13 protein-coding genes are annotated in these 11,891 nt (G+C 42.3%); 2 read left to right on the forward strand and 11 right to left on the reverse strand.

Features of this window, described 5'->3' with window-relative positions; translation table 11 throughout:
• Positions 1-125: 125 nt before the first annotated feature.
• The 8 genes from nth to A5870_RS08630 all read right to left on the reverse strand — a co-directional run bounded on the left by nth (position 126) and on the right by A5870_RS08630 (position 7,317).
• Positions 126-782: an endonuclease III gene (gene nth / locus A5870_RS08595; protein WP_077453416.1), complete on the reverse strand. Its 657-nt coding sequence runs from the start codon at positions 780-782 to the stop codon at positions 126-128.
• A gap of 24 nt (positions 783-806) precedes the next feature.
• On the reverse strand, positions 807-1,508 hold the full coding sequence (locus tag A5870_RS08600; RefSeq protein ID WP_077453417.1) for a DnaD domain protein: 702 nt from the start codon (positions 1,506-1,508) through the stop codon (positions 807-809).
• 111 nt (positions 1,509-1,619) lie between these two features.
• A complete protein-coding gene (locus A5870_RS08605; protein WP_077453418.1) occupies positions 1,620-2,006 on the reverse strand; it encodes a RidA family protein in 387 nt (128 codons plus the stop codon).
• Positions 2,003-2,443: a Fur family transcriptional regulator gene (locus A5870_RS08610; RefSeq protein WP_077453419.1), complete on the reverse strand. Its 441-nt coding sequence runs from the start codon at positions 2,441-2,443 to the stop codon at positions 2,003-2,005. Before A5870_RS08610 ends, A5870_RS08605 begins: the two co-directional genes overlap by 4 nt.
• A gap of 166 nt (positions 2,444-2,609) precedes the next feature.
• Complete coding sequence (gene cysK, locus A5870_RS08615; RefSeq protein WP_081118689.1) at positions 2,610-3,539, reverse strand: cysteine synthase A; 930 nt, start codon at positions 3,537-3,539, stop codon at positions 2,610-2,612.
• A 200-nt stretch (positions 3,540-3,739) separates the two neighbouring features.
• On the reverse strand, positions 3,740-4,609 hold the full coding sequence (locus A5870_RS08620; protein WP_081118690.1) for a glucosaminidase domain-containing protein: 870 nt from the start codon (positions 4,607-4,609) through the stop codon (positions 3,740-3,742).
• Positions 4,610-4,979: 370 nt separating this feature from the next.
• Positions 4,980-6,977 carry a transketolase gene (tkt, locus tag A5870_RS08625; protein ID WP_086292415.1) on the reverse strand — a complete coding sequence of 666 codons (1,998 nt, stop codon included), beginning with the start codon at positions 6,975-6,977 and terminating at the stop codon, positions 4,980-4,982.
• A gap of 100 nt (positions 6,978-7,077) precedes the next feature.
• Positions 7,078-7,317 (reverse strand): DUF896 family protein, encoded by a 240-nt coding sequence (locus A5870_RS08630; protein WP_081118692.1) that lies wholly within the window; start codon positions 7,315-7,317, stop codon positions 7,078-7,080.
• 136 nt (positions 7,318-7,453) lie between these two features.
• Here A5870_RS08630 and lexA point away from each other — a divergent pair, with 136 nt between their 5' ends.
• Positions 7,454-8,074, forward strand: coding sequence for a transcriptional repressor LexA (gene lexA / locus A5870_RS08635; RefSeq protein ID WP_005226165.1), 621 nt, complete (start codon positions 7,454-7,456; stop codon positions 8,072-8,074).
• 129 nt (positions 8,075-8,203) lie between these two features.
• The gene (locus A5870_RS08640) at positions 8,204-8,416 is read left to right on the forward strand and encodes a hypothetical protein (RefSeq protein ID WP_005236082.1); all 213 of its coding nucleotides are present in this window, start codon (positions 8,204-8,206) and stop codon (positions 8,414-8,416) included.
• Positions 8,417-8,480: 64 nt separating this feature from the next.
• Here A5870_RS08640 and A5870_RS08645 read toward each other — a convergent pair whose 3' ends face one another.
• The 3 genes from A5870_RS08645 to A5870_RS08655 all read right to left on the reverse strand — a co-directional run bounded on the left by A5870_RS08645 (position 8,481) and on the right by A5870_RS08655 (position 11,890).
• Positions 8,481-8,993, reverse strand: a complete 513-nt coding sequence (locus A5870_RS08645) for an adenine phosphoribosyltransferase (RefSeq protein ID WP_005226167.1) — start codon at positions 8,991-8,993, stop codon at positions 8,481-8,483.
• 11 nt (positions 8,994-9,004) lie between these two features.
• Positions 9,005-11,305 carry a single-stranded-DNA-specific exonuclease RecJ gene (gene recJ / locus A5870_RS08650; protein WP_086292416.1) on the reverse strand — a complete coding sequence of 767 codons (2,301 nt, stop codon included), beginning with the start codon at positions 11,303-11,305 and terminating at the stop codon, positions 9,005-9,007.
• Positions 11,306-11,452: 147 nt separating this feature from the next.
• A complete protein-coding gene (locus A5870_RS08655) occupies positions 11,453-11,890 on the reverse strand; it encodes a lipopolysaccharide assembly protein LapA domain-containing protein (RefSeq protein WP_005226169.1) in 438 nt (145 codons plus the stop codon).
• Position 11,891 lies beyond the last annotated feature (1 nt).

Here is an 11,891-nt window from a genome sequence, read left to right on the forward strand (position 1 = left end):
GCTTTTCTTCTAGCAAAGACTAAGACTCCGCTGCACTCTGTTCATTTGTTCTTTTTTAGCAAGTAAAAACGCTAAGCAAAATTGCCTAACGTTTTTAATCATAACTAGTTTATTTTGCGTACTTTTTAGATAGTTTTTTTTCCCTTCATCCGGAGCTTCCCTTCTTGACACATCGCCAGCAACGGGCAAATCTCACACTTTGGTGCCCTTGCAGTGCAATGATAGCGGCCGAAAAAAATCATTGTATGGTGGGTTTTGACCCACAATGGTTCGGGAATCTTTTTCATCAGCGTTTGTTCAACTTCTAATACATTGGCGTCTAATTTACAGATACGTAATCTTTTTGATACCCGTTCGACGTGAGTATCAACAGCAATTGCCGGTATGCCATAAGCATCACCTAAAACCACGTTTGCAGTTTTTCTACCGACACCTGGTAACGAAACCAAATCCTCTCTCGTTTTTGGCACTTCCCCACCAAAACGCAATAGCAATTCTGAAGCACAAGCCTTGATATTTTTTGCCTTGTTTCGATATAAACCGATCGACTTGATTTTTGCAATCACGTCTTCTAAAGGTGCTTCGCTCAATGCTTGCGGTGTGGGATAGGCCTCAAAAAGCGCAGGGGTGACTTTATTTACCGAGACATCTGTTGCTTGCGCACTTAAGATGACTGCTATCAATAATTCAAACGCATTTTTAGATACCAATTCGCCATGCGCTTCGGGAAACATCTCATACATTGTTTCGATAGCGGACATTGTTTTTTCTTTACTGATCATAGGACTATTTGAACTCCTTGTCTGTTACTCTCCTTCTAACCAATTATGCATAGGGATTTTGGGCATTGGTCCTTCTTCCTGTGAAGCATTCTCATTTTGAAGAAATTGTTTTTTTCTTCTTTTTTGTTCTTCCTCAACTTGCGCTTTCGACGTAATATTCTTACGTTCCCACGAAAGTAAGATACGATCGATGTAATTCAAGCTATAAGCCTGATTCAAAACCGCTTCTCGCAAAGCAAACTGAATCAGTTCCGGATCGTAGTGGTCCTCATCCAACCACTGCCCGATCCGCTGGTATTCGATCGCTGACAACGGCCGACCGAACTCTCCTTCAAACAAACGATATAACCCACGAATTTTTTCCTCATTTGATTCTGCTTTTTCATTTTTTGATTGCTGTTTTAAGAGAAATTCTAGACGCTCATAAATCCCTGTAAAATCATAATAATCAACCATTTTCCCAGCAGTATCTTTTTTTGACTCCATCCGCACTACATCTTTTTTTAGCAATTGATTTAACCAATGATAAATTTCTTTTTGATCACTGCCCATCACAGAGGCAATCTCACGTAAATCGGGAAAATCATTTCCTTGCTCATGACTCCGATACAACTGCAGCCATAACAAAAATTCATCATTCGTCAATCCCAGATGATGGTAATTCTCTAAAAGCAAATTTGAAATTGTTGTTTGCCCTTTTGCTAAATATTCCTTTAACGAAACCATACTGCATCCTCTTCTCCTTGATTCACCTGAAACCCTATGATCCTTTCGTTCAGGATCGATCCAATAAAAAGGGGACGACGCAAATGCGGACGTCCCACGATTCCTTGTTGGTTACGCTTTTTCTTTCACTGCCGCGATGATTTCAACTTCAACCAAAACATCTTTTGGCAAGCGAGCAACTTCTACAGCAGAACGTGCCGGTAACTCTTCATTGAATAACGTACTATACGTATTGTTAAAAGGAACGAAGTCATTCATATTTTTTAAGAAACAGGTAGTCTTTACAATATCATTTGGTGTCAGTTCTGCCGCTTCAAGAATCGCTTCAATATTTTTTAGTACTTGCTGTGTTTGAACCTCAATCGTCGTGCCGACAACTTCCCCTGAAACAGGATCTAACGGCACTTGACCAGAAGCAAACAAGAAGCCGTTTGCGATTTTTGCTTGAACGTAAGGACCGATTGCTTGTGGCGCTTGATCAGTAGCGATTATTTTCATTTTGTTTCCTCCTCTTTCGCTTGGCACTCTGGACATAGACCATAAACTTCTAATCGATGGTTATTTATTTGATACCCAGTTAGTTTTGAAGCAGCCATTTCGACATCTTCAAGCCCTGGATAGTAAAAATCAGCGATCTTTCCACACTGTTGGCAGATAGCATGATAATGAGGCTCAGTTGTAAAATCAAATCGACTGGAGGCATCTCCATAATTCATTTCTTTTACAAAGCCAATTTCTGTGAATAAACGTAAATTATTGTAGACCGTTGCGACACTAATACCAGGAAAATGAACTTCAATCGCCCGATAAATCTCTTCAGCAGTTGGATGAGCATCGTGACTGGCCAAAAATTCTAATATCGCTACTCGCTGCGGTGTAATACGAATATTCTCATGTTTCAATCGTTTGATCGCTTCATCGTAGATCGTACTCACAGGAGTTCCTCCATTTCTCTTATCTTTCCTATCATACTATGTAAAACCCAAAAATTCAAACAGCTTTCCTTGTTTTTTTCTAAGGTATAGCGCTTTTTTCAGCCCGTCTTTATGCCCCTTTTGAGAAAGAAAAGCAGACAATCCAATGTCTGCTTTCTCCTTCTTGTTAGTCTTCAAACTGATAGAGCGCTGTGGACAGATAGCGTTCGCCATTGTCGGGCACGATTGCTAAGACTTTTTTCCCGGAACCTAGTTCTTTTGCCACTTGTAAAGCAGCTTGGATCGCAGCTCCTGAAGAGATACCTACTAAGATTCCTTCTTTCATTCCAACTTCGCGTGCAGTTTTCATCGCATCTTCACTAGCAATTGCAATGACTTGGTCATAGATTTCGGTGTCTAATACTTTAGGGACAAATCCAGTACCGATCCCTTGAATCTTATGCGGTCCTGGCTTGCCACCTTCTAAAATCGCAGATTCGGCAGGCTCAACACCAACTATTTTCAAATTGGGATAGACGCGCTTCAGTTCTTTACCCGCTCCAGTGATCGTTCCACCAGTGCCGATCCCAGCGACAAAAGCATCTAAACCTTTTGATTCAAACGCATCCTCAATTTCTTTACCTGTCGTTTTTTCATGAATTTCTGGGTTAGCCGGATTTTCAAATTGTAATGGCATATAGTAGCCGTCTTGCTCTGCTAATTCTTTTGCTTTATTGATGGATCCTGTGATCCCTTCAGATCCAGGGGTCAAAATCAACTCTGCGCCATAAGCTTGTACGATTTTGCGTCTTTCGATACTCATCGTTTCTGGCATAACCAACACAACGCGATAGCCTTTTGCCGTACCGATCATGGCTAAACCAATCCCTGTATTTCCTGAGGTTGGCTCGATAATCGTATCGCCAGCTTTCAATAAGCCACTTTTTTCAGCTTTTTCAATCATGGCTAAAGCAATTCTGTCCTTTACGCTACCCCCAGGATTGAAAAACTCTAATTTCACATACACATCAGCAGAACCTTCTTCTACGATATGATTTAATTTGACGATTGGCGTATGACCAACTAATTCATTGACCGATTGATAGATTTTTGTCATTGAAAATCCCTCCCGTTCTTATTCTTCCATTCTACCTAAAATACCTCGGAGTTGCGAATAAAAAGTAAGCAATTTCAAATTTTTTTTCTTATAGTTTTCTACTTTGGTCTTTTTCCACTGACTAGAGTTTGATTGTCACGACAAAAAAACCTTAAGATTAGCTGCAGTTGTAGCAACCCATCCTAAGGTTTTTAATATACTTATACGATCAACTCTTGTCCGATGACGATTGTCTCACTGGATAATCCATTCGATGCCATCAACGCATCAACGGTTGTGCCAAATCGATTGGCGATATCCCAAAGCGTATCCCCAGAAGCAACTTGATAGCTCTGAGCTGAAGATGTACTACCTGAATACGTGGTCGTCGTTGTTTCGCTGGTCGTTGTGCTCGTTGTGTTTGACCATGCTGTACTTTGTGTCGTTCCTGTATCGAACCGTGTAAGCTGATAGGTTTCGATCAACCAGTTCAGTTTTTGTGCGTAACCTGGATCGGTAGCATAGCGCCCCGTCAAATAATTTGTCGCATCATAAAATGAGGTGGTTTGGCTTTTCCAGACACCACTGTAATGGGCAGTCCCTGTCGCAAAACTTGTACTTCGCAAGACGTTCGCATGATCCTGAAACGATTCCCAATAAGAGTTATATTGACGAAACGGTTCATTCATTTCTACCCACTGACCATTCAAATACTCTTGGGTAGGCATATACACACTTTGACCGTTGTAGCTGCCTTTGACCCCAAACAAATTGTAATAAGGTGCATTGGATAATGCGGAAGAACCATAGCCGCTTTCTAAAATTGCTTGAGCGATCATCACAGAAGCATACAGATCATTGTTGGCAGCAACATCTTGTGCTGACCAGCCAATTTGCTCGATGAAACCTGAGATGTCTTGCGTCGCATATTGGTTCTCAGCAGCTTGTACTTGTTGAGGAACGAAAGAGATCGCCGTTGGAGCTAACATCATTCCGGCGCTCATTAGTGAAACGACCGCCTTCTTGCTAGGTTTTTTACTCGACTTCTTTGGTTGATGATGTCTTTCGCTTCTAGTTTGATAGCTTTTCATTTTACCCTCCACTAAGTGTACGTTTTTTTAAATAAATCAATAAAACTATTATACGGAAAAACTTTCAGCTATGCAAACAATGTCTCCTTTTCGATCGCTAAAAAAACTTTAAAAAAACTTTTCAGTCCCCCTCCTCATTTTCCGATCCATCGCCGAGTTTTTTAAAAAACTATTTGCTTTCATCCTGTTGCTTTCCTCTTCGTATTCAAAAACTTTGTATCTTGCTATGAAACCTTTTTTTCAAAATCTTAGCCACTGCTAATCTACATCCATCACTCTGGCACTTTCAGAGTGATAATAACTCGAAAAAAAACACGTTCGAAAATCGAAAAGATTCTCGAACGTGCAGCTTTTTCTTTGTATCGACCAATTAGTTGATTGATTTGAAGGTATTCACCACATTTTCAACACTGAAGCCGAATTCTGCTAATACCTTGTCACCAGGTGCGGATGCACCGAAATGATCGATCGCGATCACTTTTCCATGGCAGCCAGTGTAACGTTCCCAACCAAATGGGGAAGCCGCTTCGATCGCTACCCGTTTCTTCACTGCTTTTGGCAAGACACTTTCTTTGTATTCTGAGCTTTGGGCTTCAAACAGATCAAAGCTTGGTAAGGAGACCACCGATACATCGATGCCTTCTTCTGCCAATTTAGCTTGTGCTTGGACCGCAAGATTCAATTCAGAACCTGTGGCGATCAAAATACCCGCTGGTGTTTCACCGGCTTGTTTTGAAATCACATAGCCACCTTTTGCGACATTTTCATCCGCACCGGTTTGCGTGCCTTCGATCACTGGTAGGTTTTGTCGACTTAAGACTAAGACCGTTGGCTTATCGGTTGTCGTCATGGCCAGTTTCCAAGCAGCACGGGTTTCATTGCCGTCTGCTGGACGAATCACTTGGACATTTGGCATGCAACGGACGCTAGCTAATTGCTCGATCGGCTCGTGGGTCGGTCCATCTTCTCCAACCGCCACGGAGTCATGCGTCAAGACATAGATCACAGGCGCATGCTGGATCGCAGACAAGCGCACCGCTGGACGCAAGTAATCAACGAAGACGAAGAAGGTTCCACCATAGATTCGCGTACCGCCATGCAATTGGATCCCGTTCATCGCTGCCGCCATCGCAAATTCTCGGACACCAAACCAAATGTTGCGGCCTTCGTATTGGCCAGGCTCAAAGTCTTTTTCTGCTGCCACCATCGTGTTGTTGGAACCAGAAAGGTCAGCCGATCCGCCCCATAAGCTAGGTACGGCTTTGGACAACGCTTGGATCATCTCTTTGCTGGATACCCGGCTAGCTTGTGAGCTGCCAACTTCGTAGCTTGGTAATGCTGCATCCCAATCTGCTGGCAATTCACCTGCAAAGGCTTGTTTGAATTGCGCCGCAAGTTCTGGATAGGCTGCTTCATAGGCATGGAAAGTTTCGTTCCAAGCTGCTTCAGCTTTTTGCCCTTCATCGATCATGGTTTCTTTGAAGCGCGCAGCAACTTCGTCAGGTACAGTAAATTCTGGGTATTCCCAGCCATAAATCGCTTTTGCTGCAGAAATGCCTTCGGCACCGATCGGCGCACCATGGACGGCAGAGGTGCCTTGATTTGGCGCACCGTATCCGATCACAGTCTTGATTTCGATCAAGGTTGGTTTGTCGCTTTCAGCTTTTGCTTCGTCGATTGCTTTTGAGATCGCTTCTAAATCATTGCCGTCTTCAACGAGAATATGTTGCCAGCCATACGCTTCAAAACGCGCACCGACATTTTCTGTAAAGGCTTTTGAGGTCGGACCATCCAGGGAGATGTCATTTGAATCGTACAAGACGATCAGTTTATCTAATTTCATGTGACCCGCCATGGATGCAGCTTCTTGCGAAACGCCTTCCATCAAGTCCCCATCGCCACATAAGGCGTAGGTATAGTGATCAATGACTCGATACTTGTCGCGATTGTAGGTTGCCGCCAAGTGGGCTTCGGCCATCGCCATACCGACTGCCATAGCGATCCCTTGTCCTAAAGGTCCAGTGGTTGCTTCCACGCCGTCTGTGTGATCGACTTCTGGATGCCCTGGCGTGCGGCTATCCCATTGACGGAAGTTTTTTAGATCCTCAATGGTCACATCGTAACCAGACACGTGCAACAAGCTGTACAATAACGCCGAACCGTGTCCAGCAGACAAAACAAAGCGGTCACGATCCACCCAGTTGCGAGAAGTCGTTGGATTGACTTTCAAGTGTTTCGTCCACAAGGCATAGGCCATGGGTGCTGCCCCCATCGGTAATCCTGGATGTCCTGAATTGGCTTTTTGTACGGCTTCGATACTTAATGTACGAAGGGTGTTCACTCCTAATTGATCGATTTTATCAAACAATGGTAGTTCCTCCTAATTTAGGTTTTTTTTACCTTTATTACATCTCTTATTATACGTGATTCAGATGCTTAATTCAATAGCAATGAAAAGGAATTCACAATTATCTGCCGTGGAGACCTTTTTTCTTCTGAATCTCTTTCAATTTTTCTGGTGTCACATCAGAACCTTCAGGATCAACGATTTTCATTCCTTCGATATGGTGACGCATTCCTCCACGAAAGGCGGTTAAATACTCTTCACGTAGAACTTTTTGTTCGTTCGTTTCTGCCTCGGTCAATCCTTCTGTTTTTTTCTTGTTGGCAAGTTCATTGATTCGAGCTAATTTTTCTTGAGATAGCATATTCGTTCCTCCTTTTCCCTCTTGATTTTACTACAAACTAGCGAATAAAAACAATAGCGCAAAAAGCGAACATTTGTTTGAATATTCGATATACCTATGGTACACTAATGTTATCAAATGAAAGAAGGTGTCAGTTTTGGCAAAACGAACAGAAAATCGACAAATCGAAATTCTTAAGTTCATTCATACCCGTGTCACTGAAAAAGGCTATCCGCCAACTGTTCGCGAAATTGGCGAAGCCGTTCAGTTATCTTCTACCTCAACTGTTCATGGCCATTTGTCCCGACTTGAAAAAAAAGGGTTGATCTTACGAGATCCTACAAAACCCAGAGCCATTGAATTAACTGCTTCCGGTCTTGAAAAAATCGATGTTCAACCAGCATCCATTCCGATGCTTGGTGTCGTAACTGCGGGAGAACCGATTTTAGCAGTGGAAGATGCATCCGATTTCTTTCCGATTCCGCCAGATTTAGCAAATAGTACCGGCAGTTTGTTTATGTTGACGATCCGAGGAGAAAGTATGATTAATGCTGGCATCCTTGACGGCGATCAAGTGATCGTTCGCAAACAACAAAGTGCGCAAAATGGTGATATCGTGATCGCTATGACAGATGAAGATGAAGCTACTTGCAAACGATTCTATAAAGAAAAGAATTACATTCGATTACAGCCAGAAAATGATTATTTAGAGCCCATCATTTTGCCTGACGTAACGATTTTAGGATTAGTTGTTGGTTTGTATCGCCATCTGCTTTGATTCTAATCGGCCTACCTAGGAAATCTTCGTACTTGCGAAGATTTTTTTTCTTTCCTCTTTACAAACCGAACAAACATTCGTATAATAGGTATACAAACATAAGTTCGTATTATTTAAGGAGTGAATGAGATGAAAGCAGTTCGTCGATTTGGTTTTATGTTGTGGGTATTATTGATGGGTATCGTTATTGGCTATTTTGGCGTTCTAAGTGCTGTTCTGATTTTTTGTCCTCTAATGATGCTTTGGTTCATGCTATGGGATGAAAAGAAATTCCGGCAAGCAGAGCGCAAACGTAACCGTCATTATTATCATGATCATGATTTTTATCGGTATGAACCATGATCCTTTCTCTACATAAGCCTCAAAGCAGAAAAAAAGGACTCGTAAGAGTCCTTTTTTTTCTGCTTTAATATTCCATCAAGGTTTTGATTTCGACACCTTGGATTTTATCTCTTCCATGTAAATCCATTAGTTCGATCAAAAAGGCGCAGCCAACAACGATACCGCCTAATTTTTCTACGAGTTCAATTGTTGCTTTGATCGTTCCGCCAGTTGCTAGTAGATCGTCACAGATCAAGACACGTTGTCCTGGTTTGATAGCATCGGCATGCAACGTCAAAACATCCACACCATACTCTTTTTCATACTCTGCTTCAATGGTTTCCCGTGGCAATTTGCCTTTTTTACGTACTGGAGCAAAGCCGACACCTAACTGGTACGCAACTGGACAACCAACGATAAATCCGCGGGCTTCTGGTCCTACCACCATATCGATGCCTTTTTCTTGTGCATACTCAACGATCTGCTGTGTCGCATAACGATACGCTTCTCCATCAGCCATTAACGGCGAGATGTCCCGAAAAATAATTCCCTCTTGGGGATAATCCGGAATACTAGCAATATACTCTTTTAAATCCATTTTTTTTCCTCCTAGACTGTCAACCACTGACGTAGGGTTGATAAATCACTCATTAATAAAAATTCTTCTGTTTTGATCATTTTTTGTCGTTGCTGATACAAATGACTCTCTGTCAGCGGACGAGAAACAGGATCAGCCGTTTTATTCAAAACACCATCTTGTATTGTAACAAATTCCAGCTCAGAAAACACCTGAATCATGAAAATAAGTAATTTTTCTGGAATTTTTAGATAGTCAGCAACCATCCTTAGTTTGTAGCGAATATCCAAACGAGGTTGTTGCTTGATCAATTGAAAAAGCCGCCCATATTGCTCTCTGGTGCCTACCCCGTCTAAATAAGCATCTTCGGTCGAGTAAAACACAAACGCAATTCTTGAAGCATGAAGCGTTTGGATGATTTCTTTGATCACTGCAGGATCAGTAGGACAATCTAAAAAGGCGATTTCTTGAAATTGAGCTTCATGAAACGTGTCTCTCAAGTTAGCCACTGAGTCGAATAAGATCGTTTGTCCACAAAACCCTTGTAGCTCTCGAGGAATTTTCTTATTGAAAACGACCCCTACTGTTTGATTTCCCAGAGAGACACCTTGCCGACTCCTTTTCGAACGATAATCAAACAACTGCAGACCTTCCACAGCAAAATCATCCAACATCAACTGCGGTTTTTTGTTGCCATTCCATTCATTGATTGAAAGCTGACCGACGATCGACAGTCGATCATTTTCAAACTCTACTAAGTCTTTTCCAAAACCAAACCCAATCACATCTAGCTGTGTATTGGACTCATCTGTCATCACTAATTTCAAGTGTTGGTTTTCAGTACCAATCTGGCGAGCATTTTGAGTCGATAGATTGGAAAACAGAAATTTCGGTAACGGATTATCCGTGCCAAAAGGCGCTAAAACGTTTAAAGATTCAATAAAATTGATCGATACTTCTGTCAATGGCAGTTCTTCATCAATTGTCAAGGGGATCCTTTGGCTAAGATCAATCCCATTTTCTTCCACATAGCGATTCATTTGGGCTTGTAGCATATCTAAATGATCGATGGGGATACTTAATCCAACTGCTGCATGATGGCCGCCAAAACTAGTAAACATGTCTTTCATCGTGGTCAACATTTCAAACAGATTCAACGCAGCAATACTTCTTCCTGATCCTTTTGCTAAGCCATTTTCTTTTTTGGTCAAAACGATCACAGGTTGTCCGGTACTTTGCATGATTCGTCCGGCTACGATCCCTAAAACCCCTTCGTGCCAGTCATCACCTACGACTAGATGAACATGATTGGCAGGATCGATTTTTTCTTGCGCTTCTTTCATGATTTCTTCAACGAAAGTTTTTCGCTGCTGATTAATCGTATCTAATGTCTTGGCTAAGGTTACTGCTTCTTCTTCGTCAAATGTGGTTAACAAACGAACAGCAGGATTTGGGTCTTCCAAGCGGCCGATCGCATTAAGTCGCGGGCCAATAGCAAAACCAATGTCGGTTTCGTTGACTGTTCGTTTTTTCAATCCACTGACCGTCAGCAACTCATTCAGACCAAGCCGATCAGTTTGTTGGATCATTTTCAGGCCATTGCTGACTAGTAGTCGATTCTCATCTGTCAAAGAAACCATATCAGCAATCGTCCCAATTGCAACAAGATCAAGCAGTTCGACGGGCACTTCTTCTAATAAGGCGCACGCCACTTTAAATGCGACACCGACTCCCGCCAAATCACCGAACGGATAGTGTCCTTCAGGATGACGAGGATGAACGATAGCAAAGGCTTCTGGGAGTTCTGCAGGAAGTTCGTGGTGATCCGTCACGATCACATCGACGCCTTGTCCTTGAGCATAAGCAATCGCCTCATGTCCAGACACTCCGTTGTCGACGGTGATGATCAATTGCGTCCCTGCGGCAATTTTTTCTTGATAGACAGTTATATTGGGACCATAGCCATCTGTAAAACGGTTGGGCAGATAATACTCAGCCTCAGCCCCCAGCAGCTCCAGCGTTTCTTTCAATACGGTGGTGCTCGTAATCCCATCTGCATCATAGTCGCCATAAATCAAGATCTGCTCACCATTTAAAATGGCTTCATGGATTCGTTCCACGGCTTTATCCATATCATGAAAGAGAAACGGATCATGAAGGTATTGCAAATCCGTGGATAAAAAAGCGTCTAGCGCTTCTGCTGTTCGAATATTTCTTTGCCATAGCAATGCGCCGATCCGCTCAGGAATCTTTCTTGCTTGGATCAATTCTTTAAATTCAGGGGTAGCTTCGCTATCTTGCGGACGCACCCAATGAAAATTTGCACGTTTCACCAAATCACTCCTAACTAGGATATTATAGCAAAGTTTATGCAAAAAGGAAAAACAACGAAAGAAACAATTTATTTTTTCATATCACAAAAAAGAGCTTGCAGCGAATGATGCACCTGCAAACTCTTTTCTTCATTACGCTCATGTATTCTAGGCTTGCGATTCAAAAGACTTCATTTCTTCATCGATCGTTGGCGGTGTTGAGGCACCTGCTGCACGGGATGAAAGTTGCGCTTCTTGATCGTCGAGTTGCTGCTGCCTAGCTGCTAACTCCGCCTGCTTGTTGGTATATTCTCGTTCCAAGGCTTCTCGTTGTTCTTGCAGAACTTTCTCGTTATTCGAGCGATAATCCGAGAGCTCTTTTCTCAATTGTTTTAGTTCTTTTTTTTGACGGAACATTGCGCTTGTGGAAACCAGCAACAAAATCAATGCGCCTAACAAAGCAGAACCAATAATGACTAAGATCAATGGCGATTGAATCGTTGTGAAGCCAAAATTGATCGGAACAGTCATATTGTTTGCAACCGCAAATAAAACGATCACTAAAATCAGTAAAATACCAACAATAACACGCCATTGATTTTTCATG

It is taken from the genome of Enterococcus sp. 2G9_DIV0600, assembly GCF_002140615.1.
Taxonomy (GTDB): domain Bacteria; phylum Bacillota; class Bacilli; order Lactobacillales; family Enterococcaceae; genus Enterococcus_D; species Enterococcus_D innesii.

Bases quoted from the DNA above. Each gene is read 5' to 3' on its own strand.
- A5870_RS08605 (WP_077453418.1), bottom strand. From the start codon at position 2,006: ATGAAAATAATCGCTACTGATCAAGCGCCACAAGCAATCGGTCCTTAC.
- A5870_RS08640 (WP_005236082.1), top strand. From the start codon at position 8,204: ATGAAAGCAGTTCGTCGATTTGGTTTTATGTTGTGGGTATTATTGATG.
- nth (WP_077453416.1), bottom strand. From the start codon at position 782: ATGATCAGTAAAGAAAAAACAATGTCCGCTATCGAAACAATGTATGAG.
- A5870_RS08645 (WP_005226167.1), bottom strand. From the start codon at position 8,993: ATGGATTTAAAAGAGTATATTGCTAGTATTCCGGATTATCCCCAAGAG.
- A5870_RS08630 (WP_081118692.1), bottom strand. From the start codon at position 7,317: ATGCTATCTCAAGAAAAATTAGCTCGAATCAATGAACTTGCCAACAAG.
- A5870_RS08600 (WP_077453417.1), bottom strand. From the start codon at position 1,508: ATGGTTTCGTTAAAGGAATATTTAGCAAAAGGGCAAACAACAATTTCA.
- A5870_RS08620 (WP_081118690.1), bottom strand. From the start codon at position 4,609: ATGAAAAGCTATCAAACTAGAAGCGAAAGACATCATCAACCAAAGAAG.
- cysK (WP_081118689.1), bottom strand. From the start codon at position 3,539: ATGACAAAAATCTATCAATCGGTCAATGAATTAGTTGGTCATACGCCA.
- A5870_RS08655 (WP_005226169.1), bottom strand. From the start codon at position 11,890: ATGAAAAATCAATGGCGTGTTATTGTTGGTATTTTACTGATTTTAGTG.